Raw genomic sequence first — 25967 nt, 5'->3', positions numbered from 1 at the left:
TCTTTTTGTTTTTCGCGTGTAATTCCCAGAATGACATAGTACCCCTAATAAAAGGAGAAATGAAATTTGAAATCATCTACAGATAATATTCAAGAGAGTGCAAAATCACAAAATCAAGGGCAACCAATATGGAAATCCATGTCTATGTTTTTAGTTCCCTTGCTTTTAAGTAATATATTACAATCAGTTGGACAATTGTTTGGTATGGTAGTGGTAGGGCGATGGCTTGGTGTGAATGATTTAGCTGCTATTTCAGCATTTTTCCCATTATTCTTTTTACTTGTATCATTTGTAATTGGGATTGGATCAGGTAGTTCGATTTTAATTGGTCAGGCATTTGGTGCCCGTAATGAAGAGCGTTTAAAAGCTATCGTTGGTACGACGCTGACTTTTACCTTTATAATAGGAGCTATTTTGGCAGTGGTGGGAAGTATATTTGCCCTAAATATTATGCGCCTTATGGGTACGCCAGAAAATATAATTGATATGAGTGTGCATTATGCGCGTATTTTATTTATTTCTATGCCAGTTTTATTCTTATATTTTGCCTATACAACATTTATGCGAGGTACAGGAGATTCTAAAACACCATTTTATTTCTTAATTGTTAGTACAGCTTTAAATATGATTTTATTACCTATTCTAATTTTTGGCTGGCTAGGAATACCGAAGTTTGATGTGTATGGGGCCGCTTATGCTTCTGTTATCTCAACCATTGTAACATTTGTTGTTATGCTTATTTATTTAAAGAAGAAGAATCATCCACTGCAATTAGATGAGACAGTACGGAAGTATCTTCGTATGGATTGGGATTTATTAAAACTATTATTACGCCTTGGGATTCCAGCGAGTATTAATATGATACTTATTTCGTTATCTGAGATTGCGGTAATCGCATTTGTGAATCGCTTCGGATCTGATGCGACTGCTGCATATGGGGTTGTGAACCAGGTTGCAAGTTATGTTCAGATGCCGGCAGTCAGTCTTGGAATTACGGTATCCATTTTTGCTGCACAATCCATTGGTGCGAATCAATTTAATCGATTACAGAAAGTTATTCGCGCTGGAATTGTTATGAACTATATAATCGGTGGAATATTAATCACTCTTATTTACTTGTTTTCAAGAGAAATCCTATCGTTATTCTTAACGAGCCCGAATACAATCGAAATTGCACATAGTTTAGTGATGATTACACTTTGGAGTTACTTAATTTTTGGTCATGCTCAAATTATTGGTTCGACAATGCGAGCAAGTGGAACTGTACTATGGCCCACTGTTATCGGTGTCGTATCAATATGGCTTGTAGAAGTCCCAGTTGCTTATTACCTTTCTTATCATACAAATCTTGGTATAAAAGGAATATGGATTGGATATCCAGCTGCATTTATTGTGAGTTTACTTTTGCAATACGGATACTATAAACTTTCATGGCAGAAGAAACGAATTTCACGACTTGTTAGTTAGAATAGAAGGTGAAAAATGAGATTGTCCCATAAGTCGATTGTAGGGATATGGAAACATCACCATCAAGCTAAAAGAACTAGTTACTCCAAAACAATAAAAAAGCAAAATGCATAAGATTTCCGTTTTTAAGTATTTGCTTTTCTTAACTCGATGGCTATGTGGCGAGACTACCCATTATAAGAATCTATTAAATTCGTTTATAAAAAAGTACCCCTAGACTTATCTAGGGATACTTTTTTATAAGGAATTACTTTCAATATAAACAGGAGGGGTATACCCATTAATTAGCATTGGAGCAATTAATGGACAAGCCCAAACATCCCAGTAATCTTTTTTCATAATTCCTCATCTTCAAGCTTTATTAAACTATTTATTTATCACACTTGCATCAACTTTTACAATCAGTTTTCCTTTTTCAACAATTCCTGAAACTTTTTTAATTTTTAATGAAGCATTTCTTGGTAATATTAATTCCGCATATTCATTTCCCATATATACAGCATGTGTTTCTTTTGGGTTTTTTGGATCTTTTGGAAAAAATGTCCCCGGGGCAATTCCAAACTGTTGTTCATCTGTATATCTATATACCATAATTGCATCTGGTACACTAGCAGTATTTTGTTTAAATACTTTATCCATTTCTGCAGCATATTCTTTTGCTACTTTTACATACTCTTTAGGATATCCATCTACTTTCCCTTCTCTTAAAGCTTAATTAATTCTTGTTCCATTTTGCTCATATTTATTAAAAGCTTCTTTTGCTTTTGGTGTTACTACAATTTTATCTCTATGATTAGGAAGGTTCTTTCCATAATTTTTTGCTTCTTTTTCTTTGTCTTTAAAATCTATCAATTTATCTAAAAATGTATCCGTTTTTTTTGTAGATTCAATAGAAGAAATAGGATAATCGAGAGTTGAACTTTGCTCCATTGCAGATGCTACATTAGCTGTTCCACTCATAAGAACTATAGTAGCTAGACTAAAAAAAGCAACTTTTTTACTTATCATGTGAATTTTCCCCTTTCAATGTCTTTAATATTTTTCAATTAGCTAAAACAATACAGCACTCAATCAATTGTGTGAATATTAATAAATTTATAAATATCATTTTGAATTTTAAGTTTGTTTAAAATTCAAAATGATATTTACTAGTACTAACATTGTAGATATTGATTTAGTGGTAAATGAACAATCTTTTCGAAATAACTTTATTCAAAAAAACTTCCCTTACAAAACAAGCTTCAAAAGGTACACCTTTATAGACACACAAAATACTTCCCACGTCTTCGAACACATAATAATAAAAACCCATTGCTCTCATGTACACATACTGAGATTAATGGGTTTTATCAGTTTAACATTTGTATGTTTTGTAAAACTCATTTCCACTTTAATTTTTAAACATGCTCGGAAATTTGCACCTTCTGGGATAATTAAAAAATTATTAACTGTATCTTCATATATGTTAGTAGCGATTTTGAATTAAAGGTTACATATGGTAAAATAATAATGAAATTACATATAAAGGGAGATTGATATTATTGCCGATTTCAGAAAAAATAGTCATTTCCAAAACCGCGAGGGACTTATTTGTAAACCGAAATAATAGAGCATTATTAATTTACAGTCAGCACCCAAAAGAAAAATTCCCAATCTTATATAAATTGGCAAAAATCCATTTAAATAGTAATGCTAGAGAAATTGATAAGGTATTTGAAACCCTTCAGCGGAAAGAAATATTATTATTAAATGAAATGCTAGGTAATGTTATTAACATATGTAGGAACGAGTGGATTGGCGACGTTGATCCATATGCAATTATTGAAAATGAAAAGAAAAGAAAAACTTGCTCACTATGTAAACAAAAAAATAATAAATTAGTTTTTCATATAAAAAATAAATTTAATGGAAGAAGAATAAATGTTGGTAGTTCATGTATTAATGACTTTTCTTCTTTAGAATATCCTTCAGGGGTATCTAAGAAAGAAGTAATGAGAAGTGCAAATCAAAAATATAAATTGCAGAATTTAATTTTCATGTTCCCTGGTATTGAGGGCATTGTTAACAATTGGGAAAAAGAATTAGAAATGTATGAGATACTCATCCCTCACAAAATAGAACAGGAATACTTGGAAACAGGAAAAAAATTAAAGAATTCATATGATAATTATATTAACGGGAAAGTTAATATAATAGATGCTGGAACAATAAAAAAATATTTAAATGACAGAAAAGAATTTTTGGCTAAAATGAGTAAATACGAAGAACTCAATAAAAATCAGGATTTTATTGTAACAAGGAAAATGGCAAATTGGTTACAGCGCAGGCATGATTTTAAAACAATTGAGATATTAAAAATTAAAGGATATATAACAAAAGAAAGTGCATATAAGGTTTTAGAACCCAATTTTATAGAGTCGTTAATACCAAAATTTAATCGACATTTTCAAAAAAATAATATACAAATCGTAAGTTATAATAAAGAGTATTCTTATTTTAAAATAAAACCTTTTTATAACCTTAATTTTCATTTAAAAATAAGCTGTTATAAATTAATAAGGACTTTTAGTTCATTAATATTCGATAATAAACCAAACATAGCTCCTAGTTTAAAAAATATCTTTCAAACTGCAGAATTATTTTCTGAGGTAGAACAAGAAATTGTGATTAATGAGCTGAATAGAATTAAATCCAATATAACTATGAAGTTACTTCATTTTGGGTATGATTACGACCATTTTGAATATAATGAATTAGACTTATTTGATAAGAGAATTAATAAATTTATTGTAGTAAAAATGAATAAGTTTCTTGAAGAATTTAAGGGTGTCGCTTTTGGTCTAATGAACCCCGAGGAAATTGAAAAATATGTAGATTACGAGTTAAATGGTAATTCAAAAGCATACACTCATGAAGAATTGTGGGCAATCCGTGATAGAAGAGATGATACGACCGAAGAAAACTAGACGAAAGTAAGATATGTAGAATTCCTCATACAAAAAACAACTATTTTTTATCTTCATCCTTGATTGAAGTACAGAAACAAATTTAGAAATATGCAATATTGCATAAAAACGCCCTGTTACTCTTGCTATAATTTTAAGTGTAAAATGTTGCATCCAACATTTTATAATTTTCTATATTCATTAATATAGAGACCCTAATCACAGGAAAAAGGGAAGAATATTGGTGGTTCTTCTCTTTTTCCTTATTTTTCAACTGTTGAATCATATATTCTATAATATAAAATATGTTTATTAATGAAACCTGTTAAAATACAAACTTTTAATTAGCAAACGAGAAATAAACACTTCGTTATTATTTCTGCTATATTTAAAGAACGTTTTTCTAATACAATAAGAAAAACAAAAAGAACTTGTAGAAATCACTACAAGTTCTTTTTGCTTTAAAGCGAATACACGGGACACATAAATTATCTCATTATTCATAACAGGGAAACCATATTGATTACGGCTTGATTCCATTATATAACAAATATTAAAATCTTGGGTTTTAATGTTTGAAAATTATGTGAATTAATTAATAAAGGTCCACCCTTCCTCTAAAAATCTCATTTATTGATTTTATATAAACCGTTTTAAATCAACGTTGATATCATAATAAATTAATAAAAATGTATACATAGGTAAATAAAGAAGAATGGTGCATTCTTACAGAAAGATATATATTTTTATTTAAGATTAATTAACTATAAGAAAATGAATTTCATATTATATCTAAATATAATTCATGAATATATGTGAATGGGGTATTCTTATATTTTTTATTTATTTGATGAAGAAATTTGTTGTAGGAGAATTAAACAAACGTTTGTTTAAAATATTTTAGCTATGAATCAATGTTTGAGATATATGAGTTACGGGGTTCAATTGTCCACTTTGTTAAATTCCACATTTGTTATATAAATTTTATATAACAAAGAAAAAAGTACCGCTCAATTATATTTTCTATTATCGGTACAGCTTTAGGTAAACTATTTAATGTGGTCTCGTCAACAAAACGCGAATCTTGTACGCTCAGCGGATTCCAAAATGGGAAAATATAGTTAAGGGAACGATTATAATGAAAGATGTTTACAAAGCATTAAACTATTTTGTTTTCATGTGTGTATGTATATTTAGTTTTGGTCTTGTTCGAGAGAAAACTCACAGCTTTCCTGTGTTACGGAAGGATAAAAGCCTGGGAGAAACTGTTTAACAGTTTTCTCTTAGGCTTTTTTTGTTTTTTTGGTAAGAATAAAATTGGAGGTGTCTTTTAGATGAGTAAAGACTGGATTAAAGTATTTATTGCTGCTTTCTTTGAAATTTTTTGGGTTATTGGTTTAAAAAATGCTGATGACTTTTGGACTTGGACGGGGACTATCATTGCTATATTTTTCAGCTTTTATTTAATGATCATGGCAGGAAGAAAACTTCCCGTGGGAACTGTTTATGCTGTTTTTGTTGGGTTAGGTACAGCTGGAACTGTCTTTTCTGAAATACTGTTCTTTGGTGAACCATTTAAAGTGGGAAAAGTACTCTTGATTTTATTTTTATTAGCTGGAGTAATTGGCTTGAAATTAGTTACAGATGATAAAGTTCAGAAAGGTGATGAATCCTAATGGCATGGATTTCTTTAATCTTAGCAGGTCTTTTTGAAATGTTTGGTGTTGCTATGATAAATAAATTGCATAAAGATCGAAATTGGCAATCATTAGCTTTGTTAATTTTCGGATTTGGGTTAAGTTTTATATTTCTTGCTTACGCAATGGAAACACTACCTATGGGAACAGCTTATGCAATTTGGACTGGAATTGGTGCGTCTGGAGGTGCAATTTTAGGCATGGTTTTTTATGGAGAATCAAAAGACTGGAGAAGACTTATCTTTATAGGTATGGTTTTAGGTGCTGCAATAGGTTTAAAACTCGTTTCATAAATGACTTTTTAGATTGTACTATGAAGAAGATAATCTGTTTTTATTAAGCAAATTATCTTCTTCATTTTTTTATTGTTATTCAACAAAATGGCACAATTGTTGAATAGAATGACTTGCATTTTTTTAACAACTTTATTATCTATGTACAACTTTACAAATCTAATAAAGTCGGTTTTTTGAATATATACTTTTGTTGGTGTTTTCTTAGAAATATGGATAAATAGAAGAAACTAAGTGTTTGCAATGAAATGAAAGTAAACTTTTATACAAAAGTTTACTTTGGATTTTTGAATTGTTTATAGCAAATTTTGTAATAAATTTCTCAATATTGATATAGATGTTAAATATGGACTTTATATCGAAAATTAACAAAAAATATAATATCATAAAAATTAAGATGGTTTGTGTCACTTGTTTTTCCCTTATGCTTAAGATAAGATCGCATTCGCCGATCTTATCTTTTTTTATTTGTAAATTTTAGATACAAAAAAGGAATCCTTATAATAAGGATTCTGCAACAGGGAATTATAATTAATAAGCTAATTCAATAGTACAAAGTTCCATAGTGGAACTCCATTTTATAAAGAGTAAAATTTACTTCTACTCTTTTATTATTTGTAATAAAACCCCAGATTGGCACTTCATTCCTCGAATCGTTTCCGTACCCCAAGTTCATATCAAAAGCGCCATCCTTTCCTGTGATTCTATAGAAAGAATAACGTTTTAGCCTGATAGCGATGTGGCGGGACCGCTCATTCGTTCATCATGTCCCAATAATTATATTTCCGTCCGCAGGTGGCTCTAAAATTGTAATGTCAGTAACAATGTTAAGTGGAGTTGACCAATCAACAAATACATTGAAATCAACTACGCCATCTCTCACTGAAATGTTCTGCACGGTAATACTTGCGGCTCCAAAAACAGTGGGAAAATTCTGTCCAAAAAGTTGATTTGGTTCTAACTCAGTTGCCTCACTCACTGAAATGTGAACAACAGAATTCCATTTAATCACAGGACTGGTTAAGCGAAGATGTGCACGACCTTTTCTTTTGGGCACCCACATACGAATAGTAACCATTTTTAAAGACCACCTAATTGTGAATATTGGAATTACTATCTTTTTCTTAACGCATTATATTAGTATTTCCAAATAGGTTCGTATCTATGTACTTGGCTTTTTTCGTGTCGAATGTAGTGTAGCTCTTTTTTTAAATCTTTGAAGATATAAAAGGCTACAGAAATTTGTTTAGCGTATATTTTCGTTAAAATGTTAATGGTACGCCACATTGACAGGTGATTATGTTTGGAACTAAAATGAAAAAACAAATTTTAATAATCTAAGACCATTATGAGAGAGAAATTATAAAAAAGCAGTAAAGTAAGTAGCCGGTTCCTTAACGTACAGGGAACCGGATGAAATGTGTCCAAATTATTTCTAAACGTACAATCTTCTTTTTTTGATATGGTGGCCCCTTATATGAACCTGAATCCTGTTAAAAAGGACACTCAATTGAGTGTCCTTTCTCGATTTAATAAATATCTTATACGCATTGGAATTCCATCTAATATGTTTAAGGTATTCTGATTTATAGTATTTATCCGTTCACATGATTGAAATATAGATAGAGATAATTTTATGATCGTCCCAGGTAAATGGGAGATTTTAATCTAAAATTAATGCTTGATGAATTCCTGATAATTTTTTTATTTTCCCAATTAATTCTGGAACTAATGGTTTCTCAGTTTCAATTATTAATATAGATAATTTCCCGGTTTCTTTTCGTGAAATTCTTACTTTATTAATATTGATTTTACAGCTTGATAAAATAGCGATTACAGAAGAAATCGTGCTAAAGTGTTTATTATTCATAATAAGAAGAGCAGGGTTTTCCTCACGTAATTTTAGTTCAAAACCATTAACTTCAATGATTTTTACTCTTCCCCCTCTGAGAGAGCAAGCAATCATTTCAATTTTATCCTTACCTTTATATAAGCAAATTTTCGCTGTATGAGAATGTACTGGTTTTGCAATCTCTTCTATACAATTAATTGTAATTCCTCGTTCTTTTGCAATTGTAAGTGCATTAATAATTAGTGAATCATTTATTTTGAAACCTAAAATTCCACCGATAATTGCTACATCTGCACCAAAATGATGATTCGTCGTTTTAAATCCTCCATATAAAGAAATATCAATTCTTTCTGGTTCTTGTGAAAATAGCTGCCGGATAATGTATCCTATTTTTACGGTGTCTGCCCCAAAAGTATTGGATGTTCCAATTGTAATAGGATCGATGATATCAAATACAGATCTATAGTTCATAATAGTTGGTTCCCCTTAACATTGTTGATGAAAGTTATAGACGATCAGATTTATTTTTTGAAATATTATTAAATAAAACAAGAATTATTGAGATGTTTAACATATGTTCATAGTAGAAGAATCAATTAATATGCATCCCACTTAATAATTCGTGAAATTCTGTTTAAAAAGTTAAGAAAACATACATTTTGTGAACTACAGTTATAAAATGTTCCCTTCAAATATGTGTAAAGTATAGTTAGACTTTACTATGAATAAAGCCCACAGGAATTTTTAATTCCCTGGGCTTTCATTTTTCATGGTAATTCGGTTTCTATATGGTAAACGGAATCCTAGTGCGATTGCGGCTCCAGCACAACTAAATAAACAGCCAAATAATAAATAGAGCGTGGGTGATGATTCTCCAATTGCAACAGAAGCAACGCCTCCAATTGCAGGGAAAAGTGCAACCATGTAACTACTTACTGATGCACCAATACGCTCTACTAACTTAAGGTAAAACATCCATGCACCAAAGGAAGCAAATACAGTTAAAAATGCTAAAGCTCCTAGGTAAGAAACGGATGTTGGTATTGTAAAGGTTTGTTGCTGGAAAACACAAACAGCAAGTAAAAGTATTGAAGCTACAATAAAACCAACACTATTTGAATAAACAGCATTAATACCACGTCGTGCATTTCGGGCAGAAGCCGCATCACCAATAGCTGTAAGGACTGTTCCTAACAATGCAAGTCCTATTCCTTTTAAATCACTTGTATTAGAAGATCCAGTTGTCAGTAATGGATAAACTAATATAGAAACTCCTGCAATCCCAACTATTCCACCTAGTAGAATTCGAGAATGAAGCCGCTCACCTAAAAATACACGAAGTGCAATTGGTGTCAAAACTGTTTTCAGCGAAAACAGTAGCGTTACTAATGCAGCAGAAATCCAAATCGTAGCATAGTATAAACACAAATAACTAATAGCTAAGTTGCATACCCCAAAAGTAATGAGAGGTAAAGCGTCTTCACGAGAAGGCTTACCATTTGGACGTAACACGCATGCAAGAACAATAAACATGAGTGCAGCCCCCACCAAGCGATAAGTTAATGATAGTTCAAGACTTACTGGTGTACCTTGGATTTTTACCACTATAAAGTTCAAACCCCATACTACTAAGCAAAATATGTACATTAAAACTGTCATGCAAATGCTACCTCAGTAACCTGTGCAAAAGGAATATCAAAATAATTAAATACTTCTGTTAGTGCATCAGCAAGTTGCATGATTTGTTCCTCGGTATGGTTTGGTGTGACGTTAACTCGGAAACGTTCCGTACCCACAGCAACAGTTGGTGAGTTAATAGGTTGTAAATAGACATGATGTTGTTCAAGTAAACGTTGAGCAGCAGCTTTACATTTTTTAGCGTCGCCAATCAGTACAGGAAGAATATGTGTCTCACTTGATTCCATGATAGGAATATTTGCTTGAGCCAGCGATTCTCTTAGCATACTAGTCTTTTGATGTAGAGCATTTCGTTCACTGTCTGAAGATTTTAAGTGTTCAACACTAGCATGACAAGCTGAGACAATTGCTGGTGGTAATGAAGTCGTAAAAATGAAACCGGATGCAAATGAACGTACTGCATCAATTAATAATGATGAGGCTGCAATATATCCTCCTATTACCCCAATCCCCTTTGCCATCGTTCCTTGAATAAAGTCTAAACGATCTACAAGATCTAGTTCAGCAGCTATTCCTGCACCGCGGGGGCCATACATTCCGATTGCGTGCACTTCATCAATAAAAGTTAAAGCATTATATTGTTCAGCAAGATCTATAATTTTTTCAATTGGTGAAATATCGCCATCCATTGAGTAAACGGATTCAAAAACAATAATTTTAGCTCGATCATGTGGTTGAGCTGCAAGCAATTCTTCCAAGTGTTCAACATCATTATGTCTGAATACCGCTCGTTCGACTTTTGTACTACGTATCCCATTAATAATTGAAGCGTGATTGCGTTCGTCAGAGAATACCATACAATTTGGAAATAAACGAAGTAAACATTGTAATGTCGCATCATTAGAACCGTATCCTGTAGGGAAAACTAAAGCCGCTTCCTTACCATGCCATTCAGCAAGTGATGATTCAAGTGCAGCATAATGATAATGTGTACCACCTATATTACGTGATCCACCTGAACCCGCACCGAATGCTCGAATAGCATCGTGCATTGCTTCAGTAACCACTGGGTGTTGTGACATTCCTAAATAGTCATTACTGCACCAAACGACAACAGGTTCTGTATCTTTCTGACCATTTAAGTGTGCCAATGGATATTGACCTCGAATTCGATTAATTGTAACAAACTCGCGATATTGTCCACTTTCTTTTAAAGATTGTAGCTTATTGCTAATAATTTCTGTATACATAACCTTACCTCCAAGAAAATTTACGGTCTAAACCGTTTTGTCGATATATTCTTTTTATAAAAACAATACAAACATGTAAAAAAATTCTAAAAATTACTTTTTCATTATAGCAATAAATTACAAAAATAGTTAATGAAATGTAAATTTGCATATTTTTATTTCTATCAGACTGATATTATACAAGAGGTATATTGGTTTGGGATTCGAGACGATTTTGATTAAAAGGGAGAATACACGCTGTAGAAATAAAACAGGAACATTCAAAATTACTTTTAGAAATTAGTAAAGAATTAGAAAACCTTGAAAATGATACTTATGGTAGTGAAGTGGAGGAGATAGGAATAATTCCTATAATAGTTAAGATAAACAAATACCCCAAAACGAGAAAATTGACATACTCTCCTTTTTGTTTTGATAAATCATTTTAGTTAATCGGACACGGAAATATAATTCTTAAGTTGTTCGAGTGTTTTTTTATGTAAGAGTTGAGATAGTTTATAACAATAACAGTATTTTGAATGTATACTTTTTCGGTTATTTATTTGAAATACGAAGAGACATTATAAACACAATGATTAAAATAAAATGAAAGTAAACTTTTGGGTATTAGTTTACATTCGGTTTTTGGATCATTTATAGCTACTTTTGTAATAAATTTCTCAATATTGATATAGTTGTTAAATATGGGTTTTATATCGAAAATTATTAAAAAATATAATATTGTAAATAGTAAGATGGTTTTGACTTTTTTCTCCTTACGCTAAAGATAAGATTGTGTTCCCGATCTTATCTTTTTTCTTTGTAGATTTTTAATACAAAAAAAGAATCCTTATAATAAGGATTCTGCAACAGGAAAGAACAAACATATAATAATAAAAAGAATTACTTATATTATAATTTAAAAATAAGAAAAACATATTGAGAAAATTCAGAACGAATTGAATATATCTATACGCTTATTTATAATTAAGAGTCGAAGTAGTAATCTGTCATCTGTTCCTTTTTTTAAAGAAGATTGAGTTCAATCTTCTATTTTTTTTTGTTTTTTCCTCTTCCCTCGAAAAATAGAAAAAAAGAATTACCTAAGAATTGTGGAAATAGCTTGCTTGTAGACTAGTTGTTGCTTACCATGAACCATCATAAGAACCGTGAATTTATCCATTGCAAGAATCTGCCCACGTACTGGAACACCATTCTTAAAAATTATAGTAACCTCCCCTTTTTTCTCTTTCAATTGTTCATACATATCTTCTTGTAAGTTATACATGAAATACGCCCCCTATTTATATCTACTGTTCTTTTAATACTCGCTGCCTCCGATAGTTGTCTATATACAACTATCGTATCAAATTCAAATTAAAATACGGCTCTAAGAAGAAATTGAGCGGATCCTTTTAAAAATAAAAAAAAGACGCAATAAAGCGCCTCCCATTTGGGTAATTAAAAAGTAAGGTTTCCAAGATACTGAAAAAAATAGAACAGGTGCTTAGATTTTACCAGATTTTTTCGCTGAATGAACATGCATTATTGCATCCTAACGAAAATTCCGTTATTTTCCATTTGGGGGCACCATATCATTTCGAGAAAATTATACGTTTAGCAACATTCTTGTAACAATTAAGCCCTGTGTCTGCGCAACATACTTTTGGTAAAGTTTTATGGTAATCGTTTTGGCAATTATTTTTCATAATGTCGTATGCTTTTGATGCCAAGTATTCTAATAAAGGATATGGTAATTAGTTTTACGCTTAACGTACAGTGTATTAGTTAAAATATGTCCAATTTGTAACTAAACGTACAATTTTCTTTTTTTTGATATGGTGAGGACATGCCCATCAACCTAAGATTTTGAGACACCCCCATAACGAAAATTTTAACTTTTTACAGTTATTCATGAGAATGCGGCTCATTTCTTTCGTTTTGGGGAACAATCAATTTCTTAAGTTGCTGGCGATGCGGCGGTACCCAAGTACTAACATTCTGAGCATGTATTTAACGCAAGAGCAGTCTTCCTTTTTGAGGGATGGGCAAAAACACCCTTCTTCAAATGATTTTGTTAGCTATTCTTTTTAGAATCTTTTTTATAAATGCGTTGGATATAAATGTTTATACACGAGTATGAGAACGTCTTTTTTGTTTTGCCAGTCCCTCAATAATGTGAGCAGTCGGCATATATAATAATTGGGCTGCTGTGGAAGAAGTGATGCCAGCAAACGGATAATTATCTTGATAACAAAATGAATCATATACAATCTCATTCAGTTGAATCGCTTGATATTGTCTTGTCCATAGTTTATTAGAGATTTTATTGGTACATGCTGTGATAATATTTGATTGATTCTCCGCCATTAATGTTAAAGCATGAGAAATGAGCATATTGATGGCGCTCATGATTCCTTTTCCCATCCATTTGGGATGACAGGCTCCCATATCAAAATAAATCAAATTTTCCTTGGGTAATTGTAAAAATTCTGCAGATTTTTCTTCTAAGTCTGCTAATAGTTGTAAAATGGGTGCGACTGGTGGACATATTTGAATTGCTGTATGTTTATCGATTAACGGTTTCTCCGCTTTTCGGCATAAAATGACTGCCACCATTTCATCGTCCTTCATAGCTACCCATGACATCTTTTGCTGAATAGCTCGGCCCACCATTTCTTCACATATTTTCTTATAGGAAAATAAGGGAACATGTATATAACTTACTAATGGTTCATTTTGTACAAAGGCTGTTGCAATCAAATCCGTTGCCTCTTGTATATGTTTTTTCTCTAACAACTCAATTTTCATATAGGACTCCTCTTTTCTGTATTCAAGTTGGATAACAACCTATTACAACAGGTATTCGAAGTTCCTTATGCATTAAGAACCCCCATCGATTTTTTGTTTGATATTATTCAAAACACCGCTGTGTAAATAATTATAAAGCTTTACAATATATACCCATATTGAGAAAAAAGATGAACTTAATTTCTTTATAGGAGGTACGACACACATTCATCAACTTAAGAATTTTATAACACCCTAAAACAAAAAAATTGTACATTTTCACCTGGAGATGTCAATTTTCTCATTTTGGGGTAGTTGTTTATCTTAACTTGATGGTGGTGGGGTTACCATACCATTTCGGGAAAATTGTACGCTAAGGACTACAAAATCTTATCCTTAAAGGATTTTCAAAGATAAATACATGTTCAGAAAGATAAAAATTCAAGTTTAATTGAACATTGATTTATTTACACACTTTATGAACACGATTATAGCTAGAAAACGTTGATATTATTGAGTTTCATCCTCTATACATAAACATACAATTTTCTGGACACATACAATGGAGACTTGTATCAAAATTCTAATTATTCAACTATAGAATCGCATAGGAGATATCTATTATTCTTTACATTCCTTATTTTCAGAAACATTACAAAGCTGTCAGATAAATGAAAGGTTATTCAATATGAAAAAGAAAATATGTGCATTACACTTATTTTGAAAAGGTCAAAGATAAAGGAGACTTACTAGATGGAAATATTAAAGGTTCGTGAATTAAATAAAACTTATACTGGGAAGGTATCATATGAAGCACTTACAAATATTAATTTAACAATAAATAAGGGCGAGTTTGTAGGAATTATGGGGCCATCAGGAAGTGGAAAAACAACTCTACTCAATATGATTTCCACTATTGATACTCCGACTTCAGGAGAAGTATTAATTAATGAAAAAATCCCTCATCGATTGCCTACTGATGAATTAGCATTATTTCGACGTCGTGAATTGGGATTTATTTTTCAATCGTTTAACCTTCTGAATACATTAACAGTGAAAGAAAATATCGTTCTTCCACTTACATTAGAAAACGTAAATCTGTCAGAAATGAACAAACGAGTAGAATCAATTTCTATACAATTGGGTATAGAAAAGATTTTACATAAACGCCTATATGAAATTTCTGGAGGACAAGCTCAACGGACAGCAATTGCTCGTGCATTAATCCATTCTCCACAATTAGTTCTTGCAGATGAGCCGACAGGGAATTTGGATTCAAAAGCTGCAAATGATGTAATGCAATTATTAGTAAAATTAAATAAGGAGCACCAAACAACTATGGTGTTAGTAACACATGATCCAATGGTTTCCAGTTACTGTGACCGAGTAGTATTTATTAAAGATGGAATGCTTTATAACGAGATTAAATGTGAAGATAATCGCTTAATTTTTTATAAAAAAATTATGGATGAATTGTCTCTATTAGGAGGAACCGAGAATGAGTTTTCGTCAATTTGCATGGAATAATGTCATTCGTAATAAGCGATTATATCTAGGATATTTTCTGAGCAGTATTTTTACTGTAATGATTTTTTTCACGTTTGAGTTACTTGCATTTCATCCCCAATTTAGTGGAAAGCTTGGAGCAACAAGTGAATCTATGATTGGTTTGGGTACACAAGGATTTAAAATTGCTCAATATTTAATTATATTTTTTTCTTTTTTCTTTATTTTATATTCTGTTGGCACATTCTTGAAGACGAGAAAACGTGAATTTGGTATCTTAACACTTCATGGCATGACGAATTTCCAATTAAAACAGTTAATTTTCATTGAAAACATGTTAATTGGGAGTAGTTCAATTATTGTAGGAATTGGAATTGGGCTTATTTTTGGGAAGTTAATCTTATTAGTAAGTGCATCTATATTTGTTTTAAAAGGAGGATTGCCATTCTATTTTCCAACAAAGGCAATTCTTGTGACAATTATTTCATTCTTGTTGTTATTTTTATTGGTTTCGTTCTTTACTACAAGAATAATTAAACTAACTCAGGTAATTGAATTGATGAAATCAGAAGAAAAACCAAAGCCAGAACCAAAAGTATCTAAATGGTTAGCTATATTCGCGATTTTGTTTATTAGTATTGGTTATGCTGCAGCATTTTATCTAGATACTGCTTTGAAAACAGGAAATCACTATATTTATGCTCTGTTAGCTTGTGTATTCTTTAGTGTATTAGGAACCTACTTTTTATTTACGCAGCTTAGTTTTTATCTGATTAAAACATTACAAAAGCGTGAGCACATATTTTTTAAGAAGACGAATCTGTTAACCATATCAGAATTATCGTATCGAATAACAGATAATGCAAAAACACTATTTATAGTCGCGATTCTATCAACAGTTACTTTTACATCTATTGGTGTTTGTCTTGCTATAGGTAGTAGACAATTAGCATTAGCTCAAAGTCCTTATGCATTTACTTATACATCCTATAAAGGAAATGTTTCAGAAAAATCTCATGTTTCTGAGATAGAAAAGCAATTAAATGCTGCTGGATTTTCATATAAATTAGCGTCTTATACCATTATTGCAACACATAATAGGTTTGAGGTTATGAAGCTTACTGATTTTAATGCAACAGCGAAAATACTGGGGTATCCCACAGAAACTTTAAAGAATGAACAGGATAGTTTGATTCTCCCATCTAAAAATAGAATGAAACAACAATCTGAGAATGAATTAAAGAAAGAAGCCTCTATACTAAAAGAAGGAGATACGCATATTCATCTTTCTAACTCGAAGTTATTGTTAAATAATGAAATAAGACCGAGATATGGAGTTTACGTTGTTGTTGCTGATTCAGTTTACGAAAAATTAAAAAGTACATCACAATTACAAGAAAATCCAGCAGGTGGGTATACGAATTACGGTTATTTAATTCAAAATTGGACTGATACAGAAGAAATTTCTAAAAAGATTACGAAAATAATCGATTCTGATACTCAAAAAGGAAAGGTGTTTTACAATTTTCATTCATTATATTTAGATTGGATGGAAAGTAAACGATTTAATGCAATACTAGCTACTATCAGTGTGCTAGTGGGGATTGTATTCTTTGTGTTTGCAATAAGCTTTTTATATTTCCGTCTATTTACTGATTTAGAGCGGGACAAAAAACAATATGAAATGCTTTCTAAATTAGGATTAACTCAAAAAGAATTAAAAAGAATTGTGACGCAGCAACTTAGCATATTATGTTTTATTCCTATTATCGTTGCAATTATTCATAGTAGTGTAGCCTTTATGGCATTACAATATTTAGTACAGCGCAAAGCAGGGGTAGATTTACCTGTTACAGGAAACTCCATTCTGATATTCACAAGTTTTATATTTGTACAGTTCATTTATTACTTAATTATTCGAAGGAATTATTTACACCAGATGATTCAATAGATTTACTCGGGTTCTCGAAAAACTAAACATCACTCAAAAACAGTATGGTTAGCTTAAGTTAAACCATACTATTTTTGATTTAGTTTTGAATCTTGAAAGTAATCAGGGTTGGGATTTTTTTGATAAATACGTGTATTCGACTTGATACTTGTTTTGTTAGCTTGATGGCGAGGGGGTCACCATATCAAAAAAGAAAATTGTACGTTTAGACATAATTCAGACACAAACAAACCGGTTCCCTGTACGTTAAGGAACCGGTTTTTAGTTTAGCTTATAAGTTGGGTTATATTAACGATTTAGACTGTAGAGCATTTGAGCACGAACACAGTCTATTGGTTTGTTTTCAAGTATCTCTAAGAAATATTCAATCAATATTTATAATAAACAATTAGGTGAATAATTCTTATTTTATTAATGTAGGGTTACCATTTCAAAAACATCTAAACAAGCCAATTTTTTAGCGTACAGGAAATTGGCTTTTATTTTGTCGAAATTTGCTTAACGTGGGTTTTATGTCATTTGGTTGGCGGGACCCCAATCAAAGGCCATCATCCAGAAGGATTTAGGATTACGATCTAACTCAAAACAAAAAGAACTTGTAGGATTTCTATAAGTTCTTTTTTACTAACAAGTATGTATAAATACTTATTGCTATGATCTTTATTTTTTATTATTGATTTACTTTCAAGTAGTTTGTAAGTACTCTATGATAGTCTTCTTTTCCCCAACCGCCATTTAAACGTACATCATATAAACCTTTTAGTCCTTTTGTTGGGAAACTAACAGTAAAATTCCCATTTTTCATATTTTCATAATATACATCTTTACGGCCTACAACTTTACCACTATCCTTAGCTATTAATTCGATAGAAACAGCTCCTCCAGCAGTCCATCCAGATACAACGATAGGAGCATTATTAGAATACACATCTGCATTAGTGCTTAACTTCAACTTATCATGACCTTTTGATCCCATTGCAAAGGCATCTGAAGTACCGAAAAGAAATCCGTTAGTTAAGATAAGTGCTGCTAAAAGTAGTTGTCCAAATTTTTTCATTTTATCCACCCTTCCTTTACCTGATTTACATAATAATGTCATCCGATATATTCAATAATATACCATAATACCCAACAAATTACCAAGGCCTTTTTGTTATATTTTCTAAATATAATTATAAATCAAATAATTATATTTGTAATTAAGTATCTTTATTGGATATTTATGTTCACGAATGATATGAATAATTTTTTTATCTATTTTCCAAAATAAACTTTTAGCCATTTGTTTACTTTCAAATTCACTTGAGGTAAACATTTTCTTGTTTCAAAAAACTCGTGTTTATAAAGGTATACCTGTAAGGACGTAACTTTAATCGTTATCAAATCAAGGTTTATCACGTTTATAAACATGTTACAAAACATTTATAAACGTTTATTAAGTATCTATGACCTTTATAAATTCCTTAGCGTACAATTTTCTCGAAATGATATGGTGACCCCTATCATCCAAATGTTTTCCATCACATCAGAAAAACTTAAGGTGTGATTCGCTAGACTTTAAATTATTTTGTAACTCATGACTATTAACCTCAAATACTTGATTTACCTCGCAATGTAATTCTCCATTTTTCTCCCATTTGTGTTCAACTAATCCAAGAAAATTATTTACTGTACATTTAATGCCTAATTCTTCTTGAATCTCTCTTATCAATGCATCTTTTGCACTCTCTCCAAATTCAATATGACCGCCTGGTAAAAAAGTATTTGTATATCCTCTAGCTTGTCCTTGCGGTTTATCAAAAACCACTTTTAATGCTTGAAATAACATTGATGACATTTGTAACATCTTTTTTTGTTCGTTTGTTAACGCTACTGGATATAGCACTCCACCCTTGCAATACATTAGAACTACACCTCCTTTCATTTCCACATTCTTCCCTTTACTAGGAAAAGTCGATATGATATAATAACAGCTCATAATCTTTCGACTTTTCGAGAAACGCCCAGTTGGGAGACAGGGCGTTTTTTCATTTTTAATAACCAAACCGTCTTAGGGGTAATGCGGTTTTTTATTTGGTTTTGATAATTTCTAACTATCCTGTTAAAATGTAATTACCGTTGTGTTACAACCGGCCTGTGCTTCTGTACGGGCTTTTTTTGATGCTAGTTTTAGCTAGCGGATGCATTGTGCTCACCTTTTCTGATGCCTTCACGCATCGGAATATCCAGGAATAGTTGCATTAGTGGGGGCACCTGTCACTTTTTTACCGAATGTTCCGATATTTTAGAATTTGTCTTATATGTAAATTTGTGGTATTATTAGTTTGTAAGGTCGCCAATTCGACCTTACCCTTAAAAAATGAGTCTTGAGCTTCACACTCAAGGCTCATTTTTATTTAGCTAGGGTGATATACTTTTAGCAACGCTGTTTCTATGTCGTTACAATCCTTAGTTAATTCATTGATTCTTTCTAATAAATCCTGCGCCACTTCAACTTTGTTTGTCATTTTTGTTCCTCCTTCATAATCCGTTTATCTATCCGCTCCATTAGAGGTAGAACCCCACATCCATCAACTTAAGGTATATTTTTATAAAAAAACACGGTCTTTTCACGTAGTATTTTATTATCGTTTATAGATTTTATAAAAGTAGGCATATCAAATAAACCCTGACATGTTTGAATTTTTTTACTATGCTACCTGATGAGTAGAAGTGATATACTCATACACAACACCTAAAATATCAAAGACTGTCTTTTTCTCGTATCGATGAGAGATTTTCGTTCGTTGCGCTGTAGGAGGTTAAGCAGACGAAGGAGAAACTTTGATAGCTCTTGGGTGTTTTTGTGTAATGCTTAGTGAAAATTGAAAAATAATCTTTAATTATGTACATCGTTTTATATTCACTTAGCTCTTTCTGTTTCTTACGTAAGAGGAGTTCTCTCATCTTAAACATTGTCGAAGAAGTTGTTTTTGCCCATCCCCTCGAAGGGATGGGCAAAGAAATCTAAATTTAAAATATGCATTTTAAATCTTCTACAATCGTATTGACATATGTTAGATGTAGATAAATTGTATTTTTGAAAGGAATTAGTTATAAGGGGAAATTATTGCGCTAAGAACAAATCTTGTTTACAAATTTTTTTAAACTGACCCAACTTTACTAGTTGCCGATTTTCTAGTCCAGGGATCTTATTTGAATAATCTGAGACATCCACAATAATGGTATTAGTTAATACATTAACTACCGAACCAATTAGTGTTACTGACGAATCATGACGATAACTGAATTGTACAGAATCACCAATTTTTACATTTACAGATTTTTTATTCATCAAATAGTTCCTCCTCAATTATATAGGTTAAAAGATATTAGAATTAAAACCCAAAATATATTCCAGAGATTATATATGTAGCTACAACCATAAAAATAGATATTTCAGATGTACCGAAGAAGCAAATTTGTGAGGTAATACAATTATCTATAAACCATTTACAAGTGACATTATATCGCTTATTTAAATTGGTTTTTATAATAATTTTCTTTTTTAGTTAAATATGATAAAATATTCTTGCTGTGATGAGTTTTTAGGTAGCTAATTGTAATCTAGAATCAGCCTTTCTTTTATAATGTATCTGGAAAAGCCCTTACTTACTTGGCGGTGGTGGGGGCTTTTTTATGTCTATTTTTAATGGGTATTTCTTGTGGTTTATAGATCCCTAATTCTTTTGAAATCCGTATACTTCAGTCATAACCCCTTTAGTCAGAAGCCATGTATTCCCTGACTTCTTGACTAACCCTAATTCTACTTAATTTTTTAATTTACCGCGTACACAAGACGATCTCACGGTACCTTTTTCCAATCCCCACTTCTGTTCGGCTTCACTTGCTGTAAAAACATTGAAAAGTGGGGAGTTTAAAAAACTTTTTCTACAGAATTCTTCTTATCGGTCATTATATTCCCCCTCTCCAATCACGAAAACGTGATTTTCTGTATTTCTATACTATCAAGTTTTCGTGATTAATCAATAATATTTCTGAAAATTATTTCTGTTAATTTCGACAAAAAAGCACATAACCTAAATAGATTATGTGCGTAATAAAAATTTTCTTTTTAAGAAATGCTTATATACTTGGAATTGGTTAATTAGTTGATTTATTATTGAGTTCTGTAATTATCTGTTTCAGGTACATATATTGTGATACAGCGTACGGAAAAAGGATAAATTCGTGTCTAAACCATATTTTAAAACTATATTATTTTCTTAACTTATTTTTCCTTGAGCAATAAGGACAGCCACTTCCTTTATGTCGGTTGGGGATGTTTCTCATTCATGCTCTCTCTCACAATTCCTTTTTATCGCAACTATATGTAACATCAAAAGGAGTTAATTTCCCATTTTTAGTTTCATGCCATTGTTTAGATAGTTTAGGCTTTCTTATTGCTAAGCTGTTTTCCATAAAGTGTTACCTCCTCTTTTTTATATGCTAGGGGTATAGATCATATAATTTATTTACCCCATATAGCTATTTGATATATCTATATGGGGTCACCTACCCCGAAAAGAAAATTTTACGTTTAGACATGAAATTGACACATTTCGATTGGTTCTATGTACGTTAAGGAATTAGTTTGTATATTTGAGGAGATGTAGGAGAGAGGTGTAAACATAGGGGAATCTAATATTTTCCATTCAGATATGATAGAATGGAGCTATATCCGAAATGGAGGAACAAAAAATGAACTCAAACACAAAACAGTTTATTTATGATATCCAGCAAAGAAAGAACAATTATATAGAAAATGTATTAATAGCAATACAACACCCTAAAAAAGAGCAAGCTGAACAGGTCATTCAAAATATAGTAGAGAAGATGGATATGATGATTAGTCTAGTTACTACGTACATGAGGATTGAAACGGGATCTACGGAAGAATTAAAAGAACTGCAGAAAGAAATTATTCATGCTCAAGCATATATCCAAAAACGAAAATTTGAAGAAACACAGAGATAAAACCCTGTGTTTTTATTTGGTCGTCTATGAAACCAATTTGTTATAAATCAAATTAGATGTAATTTGATCATTGTTTTGGCATAATCCATACAATTTGTTGAATGCGTACAATATATGGTACTGTATCTTCAATAAGCAAATGATCTGGTTTCACATCCTTTAACTCTCCCCTTACATTGCCTCTTACAGTTTCAATAACCACATGTTTACCAATTATCGATTGTAATGTCTGATATACGTAGGGATTCGGTACACTTACCATATTTTGTTCACTAAAGTCATTTCCCTCTAAATAACTGATTTTATAAGACTCCTTTCTAACTTACATTCTTTCTCTTAATATATGATGTAAATCTCTTAAATATGCTAGAAGGATAATTCATTATAGGAACGAAACTAACATTTTAATAAGGTTCCTTTTGCTAGTTAATAGGTGATGATATAGGGATATTTTGAATGTACATTCAGGTTGTACTTCTCAAAATATGTATTATTTTAAATATGCCCTTTATTAGCATACTGCTCATACTTTTTTTGAGATTCTTTCGTAATACGTGCGTTAAGTAAAATCGCTACCAACAAAAACACTCCATATTTCCCCCCTGTAGCTCCTATGATAATCACACTACTACAAACAAGTACAATTAATAGGAGAAACGAAACTAAAGAAATACGTTCATAGTTCTTTGACATCTTCTCATATTTTATGCGTTGTTTCCTTGCATACATCTAAATTCCTCCTTAAAATTATCAATTTTCCTATAAAATAAATCTCGCCCTTAAAAAGAAAACAATCTATCGGTTCAAATAATTAGTTTTTTTAAGCAACTAATTTATATAACATAAAAAGAAATCCTACCAATATTAAGCTTACCACTATGATAATCCCGACCCTCTCCTTCCTTTTAACCCCAATACATTAGATAAAAGTTATGTATATCCCATATTAGCTGCAGCAAACAAAAAGGATCATCCCTTTTCGTAAAGGATCATCCTTTTCTTCATTCAACAATTTTTAGGTATTCTTGATTAATTAAAATAACAGCCGGTCCATCTACAACAATTCCACCAACTTCAATTTTTTCATAAGGCTCAATCTTAATAGAAGTAATCCCTTTCCGCTTCTTTAACTCGTTACTTAATTCTTGCGTTGGCATGCGTTTCATATCTTCACTCCTTCTTATTGTTTCATTTAATCTTATTATGTGAAATAAATTGTAAAAATGGGTTCTAGTTCTAGAACTCCCATCAATTTGTATCGTTGACCATATATTTAGATGTTACCAACTCGCGTATCTCTCTTATGAAAAGAAGATAAACAATTACTATTCACTGTCTCAGTAAATGTAAAAATTCTTAAAGATAGAGATGAGATTGATTGTTTTTTCTTCTAGAAATAATGACTTAGATATATATACCTAAAACAATGAAAGCCCTACCTCTCTTTCATCCTTACGGCTCCTTGTCCGTGCCAGTGTGAATCAGGATTGCAAAAATCAAGTGACTATTTGATCGAGTTATTTAATGAAACTTCGAACGTTCGTAAAAGAAATTTAAAAATAAAAATGGATTAGATTGAAGTAATAACAAAAGAGGTTTCTACTCTAAAAGTGAGTTGAAGAAGTTGAATGTCTTTGAAATGATTTACTTTTAATAATCATCATATTCCCGAAAAATTCAGGATATTTCCGGGAGATGTAATACATTATCTATAATGAACCTTAACAGAAACTTTTTATTTGATTTTCAGTGATACCTTTAATTAATCCTAGTTCACTAATCAAAAATTCATGTGCGTTATCCAACATTTTTTTGTCGCTTGTATTCAGTGCTTTTTCTTTCTTCATACGCATTAAATCACGTACAACTTCAGCACCTTCTTGTATTTCACCCGTTTTTATTTTGTCCGTGTTCACTTTATGCCTTTGTTTCCACGGCAGTAATCTATCTGATTCTCCATGCTGGAAAATGTGTATAATGTGTTTTAATGCAAGTATATCAGTAACTGGTCGTATACTCGAACTCAATATTTTTCCCGTAGGAATCATGACTTGCATATTACGGATTGACATTTTTATCACATAATACTGTTGTTTTTTCCCTGAGAATTCTTTTTCTTCTATGGCTTCAATTATACCTGCTCCGTGCATTGGATAAACAATGTTATCGCCAATTTGAAACATATAATCCACCTCCATATATGGTAACCTTCTTAACCTTAACATATATTCGATTTTTTATCAAATATTTTATAATATCATAAAATCATTTTTGTCGTCAATAACATTTTTAACAAAAATTAAATTAAGTAGAAAACACCCCCAAAACAATAGGGAGTGTGTCAGATTTCCCATAAAGGGCATGGGAATTCCCCCGCTTATATTCTGAAATCTCTACTCATTAACGTAGATCAGCTTTCCCTTGAAAACGACCAAATCGATCCCGTATTTTTTTCAATCTTATGTGGTATTCCAAAATCTCAATTCTTGCTTTTTCAGCTAAAGGTGCAATTGGTCGTAAGTCTTTTAACCCCCAATAATCAACCACTACATCAAGTACTTGATCAAAATATTGTAGTGGTCCATAATTCGCTTCTTTTGCAATTACAGCCATTCTATTTTCAAAATCAGGCATGACGGCACCTGGCATTTTAAAATTCTTAATCACATTGGCAATATGATAGCAATAATTAGGTTCTAATTCCAAATGTGTTCGAATGACGTCTCGATAAAACGCATAATGAAGAGTCTCATCTTTGGCAAGACGGCGTAATAATGTAGCAAGATCTGGATCGTGCTTACTTGCAACCTTAGCTACATTATTGTAAAACACCATTGTTGCAAGTTCTTGTAGGGTCGTATATGTCATTGCTTCGATTGGTGTGTGAAAATCAGGTTCAAATCCACCCTCAACGACTGACTTTCTTAATTCATGTATTCGTTTAGGATTCACACTTCGAGTGAGTAGTAAATATGTCTCTAATAAATTCGAATGTTGATCCTCTTCTGAGGTCCAGGTATGAATAAAGTCTGTAATAACAGAAAGGGATCCTTTAAAAGTTGCAGATAAATACGTTGTAAACCATGGTAAATTCACTTCTGTTAATAAAGCTGTTTCAATAGCCGTAATTACGCCAGAAGGAAGAGTAACTTGACTTTCATCCCAAGGAACTCTTTTAAAGTCCATTCCCTTATCCCATGGTAAAAACTCATGATAACCCCAGTCTATCTTCTGCGCTCTTATTTTATGTTGTTCATACAGTTCTTTTAAACGTGGTTCTAATCGGAAATCTAAATCATTTGTTAGCATATATAAGTGCCCCCTTTTCTTATCATAGATAGTCATCCTATTTTTACATTCATTTTTATCCTTAAAAATTTTCTACAAATAAATATTACTTTCCTTTTTTTAAGTCCAACATAATAAATTTGTAAAAAAACTCCTTAAGAGCGCTATGTTTTTATATGATTTTTTCATATAAAAAGGGATACTGAGGATAACATTCATGGATGAACATACTCGTCATGTTGTAAATCTTGGTGAGTGTAAAAAGGTGCATGCCTATATAGAATCGTTTTATAAT

The 25967-nt window shown here is 31.5% G+C and carries 24 protein-coding genes and 1 pseudogene; 7 read left to right on the top strand and 18 right to left on the bottom strand.

Annotated features, from left to right (window positions below; all coding sequences use genetic code 11):
* Positions 1–66: 66 nt before the first annotated feature.
* Positions 67–1467, top strand: a complete 1401-nt coding sequence (locus ACSG5Z_RS23395; protein WP_435712232.1) for an MATE family efflux transporter — start codon at positions 67–69, stop codon at positions 1465–1467.
* Positions 1468–1833: 366 nt separating this feature from the next.
* On the opposite strand, the gene ACSG5Z_RS23390 is transcribed toward ACSG5Z_RS23395, so the two are convergent.
* Both ACSG5Z_RS23390 and ACSG5Z_RS23385 read right to left on the bottom strand, forming a co-directional pair.
* Positions 1834–2106 carry an ADP-ribosyltransferase family protein gene (locus tag ACSG5Z_RS23390; protein WP_435712231.1) on the bottom strand — a complete coding sequence of 91 codons (273 nt, stop codon included), beginning with the start codon at positions 2104–2106 and terminating at the stop codon, positions 1834–1836.
* Between the two features lie 72 nt (positions 2107–2178).
* The gene (locus tag ACSG5Z_RS23385) at positions 2179–2475 is read right to left on the bottom strand and encodes a hypothetical protein (protein ID WP_435712230.1); all 297 of its coding nucleotides are present in this window, start codon (positions 2473–2475) and stop codon (positions 2179–2181) included.
* A gap of 533 nt (positions 2476–3008) precedes the next feature.
* Here ACSG5Z_RS23385 and ACSG5Z_RS23380 point away from each other — a divergent pair.
* The 3 genes from ACSG5Z_RS23380 (at position 3009) to ACSG5Z_RS23370 (ending at position 6402) form a co-directional block, all read left to right on the top strand.
* On the top strand, positions 3009–4433 hold the full coding sequence (locus tag ACSG5Z_RS23380; protein WP_435712229.1) for a hypothetical protein: 1425 nt from the start codon (positions 3009–3011) through the stop codon (positions 4431–4433).
* Positions 4434–5746: 1313 nt separating this feature from the next.
* On the top strand, positions 5747–6088 hold the full coding sequence (locus tag ACSG5Z_RS23375; protein WP_002090534.1) for a DMT family transporter: 342 nt from the start codon (positions 5747–5749) through the stop codon (positions 6086–6088).
* Positions 6088–6402: a DMT family transporter gene (locus ACSG5Z_RS23370; protein WP_097859373.1), complete on the top strand. Its 315-nt coding sequence runs from the start codon at positions 6088–6090 to the stop codon at positions 6400–6402. The genes ACSG5Z_RS23375 and ACSG5Z_RS23370 overlap by 1 nt, the downstream gene beginning before the upstream one ends.
* 763 nt (positions 6403–7165) lie before the next feature.
* Here ACSG5Z_RS23370 and ACSG5Z_RS23365 read toward each other — a convergent pair.
* The 6 genes from ACSG5Z_RS23365 to ACSG5Z_RS23335 form a co-directional block, all read right to left on the bottom strand.
* Entirely contained in the window at positions 7166–7480 is a 315-nt protein-coding gene (locus tag ACSG5Z_RS23365; RefSeq protein ID WP_097959313.1) for a hypothetical protein, read from the bottom strand.
* A 585-nt stretch (positions 7481–8065) separates the two neighbouring features.
* Complete coding sequence (sdaAB, locus tag ACSG5Z_RS23360) at positions 8066–8725, bottom strand: L-serine ammonia-lyase, iron-sulfur-dependent subunit beta (protein WP_435712228.1); 660 nt, start codon at positions 8723–8725, stop codon at positions 8066–8068.
* Between the two features lie 273 nt (positions 8726–8998).
* Positions 8999–9913, bottom strand: coding sequence for a DMT family transporter (locus ACSG5Z_RS23355; RefSeq protein ID WP_061530223.1), 915 nt, complete (start codon positions 9911–9913; stop codon positions 8999–9001).
* Positions 9910–11142: a 5-aminolevulinate synthase gene (gene hemA, locus ACSG5Z_RS23350; protein ID WP_074651529.1), complete on the bottom strand. Its 1233-nt coding sequence runs from the start codon at positions 11140–11142 to the stop codon at positions 9910–9912. Before hemA ends, ACSG5Z_RS23355 begins: the two co-directional genes overlap by 4 nt.
* Before the next feature lie 1078 nt (positions 11143–12220).
* Positions 12221–12409: an RNA chaperone Hfq gene (gene hfq, locus ACSG5Z_RS23340; RefSeq protein ID WP_435712227.1), complete on the bottom strand. Its 189-nt coding sequence runs from the start codon at positions 12407–12409 to the stop codon at positions 12221–12223.
* A gap of 839 nt (positions 12410–13248) precedes the next feature.
* Positions 13249–13932 (bottom strand): hypothetical protein, encoded by a 684-nt coding sequence (locus tag ACSG5Z_RS23335; protein ID WP_435712226.1) that lies wholly within the window; start codon positions 13930–13932, stop codon positions 13249–13251.
* Positions 13933–14664: 732 nt separating this feature from the next.
* On the opposite strand from ACSG5Z_RS23335, the gene ACSG5Z_RS23330 reads away from it, so the two are divergent.
* Both ACSG5Z_RS23330 and ACSG5Z_RS23325 read left to right on the top strand, forming a co-directional pair.
* Complete coding sequence (locus ACSG5Z_RS23330; protein ID WP_435712225.1) at positions 14665–15438, top strand: ABC transporter ATP-binding protein; 774 nt, start codon at positions 14665–14667, stop codon at positions 15436–15438.
* Positions 15410–17368 (top strand): FtsX-like permease family protein, encoded by a 1959-nt coding sequence (locus ACSG5Z_RS23325; protein WP_435712224.1) that lies wholly within the window; start codon positions 15410–15412, stop codon positions 17366–17368. Before ACSG5Z_RS23330 ends, ACSG5Z_RS23325 begins: the two co-directional genes overlap by 29 nt.
* A gap of 670 nt (positions 17369–18038) precedes the next feature.
* Here ACSG5Z_RS23325 and ACSG5Z_RS23320 read toward each other — a convergent pair.
* The 5 genes and pseudogenes from ACSG5Z_RS23320 to ACSG5Z_RS23300 all read right to left on the bottom strand — a co-directional run bounded on the left by ACSG5Z_RS23320 (position 18039) and on the right by ACSG5Z_RS23300 (position 21829).
* Positions 18039–18425 carry a hypothetical protein gene (locus tag ACSG5Z_RS23320; RefSeq protein ID WP_435712223.1) on the bottom strand — a complete coding sequence of 129 codons (387 nt, stop codon included), beginning with the start codon at positions 18423–18425 and terminating at the stop codon, positions 18039–18041.
* A 468-nt stretch (positions 18426–18893) separates the two neighbouring features.
* A complete protein-coding gene (locus ACSG5Z_RS23315) occupies positions 18894–19271 on the bottom strand; it encodes an NUDIX domain-containing protein (RefSeq protein WP_435712222.1) in 378 nt (125 codons plus the stop codon).
* A 787-nt stretch (positions 19272–20058) separates the two neighbouring features.
* Positions 20059–20332 (bottom strand): annotated as a pseudogene (locus tag ACSG5Z_RS23310) (IS4 family transposase); the annotation flags it as partial.
* Between the two features lie 142 nt (positions 20333–20474).
* On the bottom strand, positions 20475–20702 hold the full coding sequence (locus tag ACSG5Z_RS23305) for a methyltransferase (protein WP_435712221.1): 228 nt from the start codon (positions 20700–20702) through the stop codon (positions 20475–20477).
* Positions 20703–21712: 1010 nt separating this feature from the next.
* Positions 21713–21829 (bottom strand): zinc-ribbon domain-containing protein, encoded by a 117-nt coding sequence (locus ACSG5Z_RS23300; protein ID WP_239661424.1) that lies wholly within the window; start codon positions 21827–21829, stop codon positions 21713–21715.
* 279 nt (positions 21830–22108) lie between these two features.
* Between ACSG5Z_RS23300 and ACSG5Z_RS23295 the strand changes: the two genes are divergently transcribed.
* Complete coding sequence (locus tag ACSG5Z_RS23295; protein WP_048567261.1) at positions 22109–22384, top strand: hypothetical protein; 276 nt, start codon at positions 22109–22111, stop codon at positions 22382–22384.
* Between the two features lie 67 nt (positions 22385–22451).
* On the opposite strand, the gene ACSG5Z_RS23290 is transcribed toward ACSG5Z_RS23295, so the two are convergent.
* From ACSG5Z_RS23290 to ACSG5Z_RS23270, 5 genes are all read right to left on the bottom strand, one after another.
* Positions 22452–22685, bottom strand: a complete 234-nt coding sequence (locus tag ACSG5Z_RS23290; protein WP_097816285.1) for a YuzF family protein — start codon at positions 22683–22685, stop codon at positions 22452–22454.
* 194 nt (positions 22686–22879) lie between these two features.
* Positions 22880–23113: a hypothetical protein gene (locus ACSG5Z_RS23285; protein WP_106102623.1), complete on the bottom strand. Its 234-nt coding sequence runs from the start codon at positions 23111–23113 to the stop codon at positions 22880–22882.
* A gap of 272 nt (positions 23114–23385) precedes the next feature.
* Positions 23386–23550, bottom strand: a complete 165-nt coding sequence (locus ACSG5Z_RS23280; RefSeq protein ID WP_000827566.1) for a BC1881 family protein — start codon at positions 23548–23550, stop codon at positions 23386–23388.
* A 555-nt stretch (positions 23551–24105) separates the two neighbouring features.
* Positions 24106–24567 (bottom strand): CarD family transcriptional regulator, encoded by a 462-nt coding sequence (locus tag ACSG5Z_RS23275; protein ID WP_000486309.1) that lies wholly within the window; start codon positions 24565–24567, stop codon positions 24106–24108.
* A gap of 217 nt (positions 24568–24784) precedes the next feature.
* Positions 24785–25693, bottom strand: coding sequence for an acyl-ACP desaturase (locus tag ACSG5Z_RS23270; protein WP_435712220.1), 909 nt, complete (start codon positions 25691–25693; stop codon positions 24785–24787).
* Positions 25694–25967 lie beyond the last annotated feature (274 nt).

This window comes from Bacillus pretiosus, from assembly GCF_051294775.1.
GTDB lineage: Bacteria > Bacillota > Bacilli > Bacillales > Bacillaceae_G > Bacillus_A > Bacillus_A wiedmannii.
The sequence above is the reverse complement of the archived record's forward strand: the minus strand, read 5'-3'. Positions and strand labels throughout refer to the sequence as shown.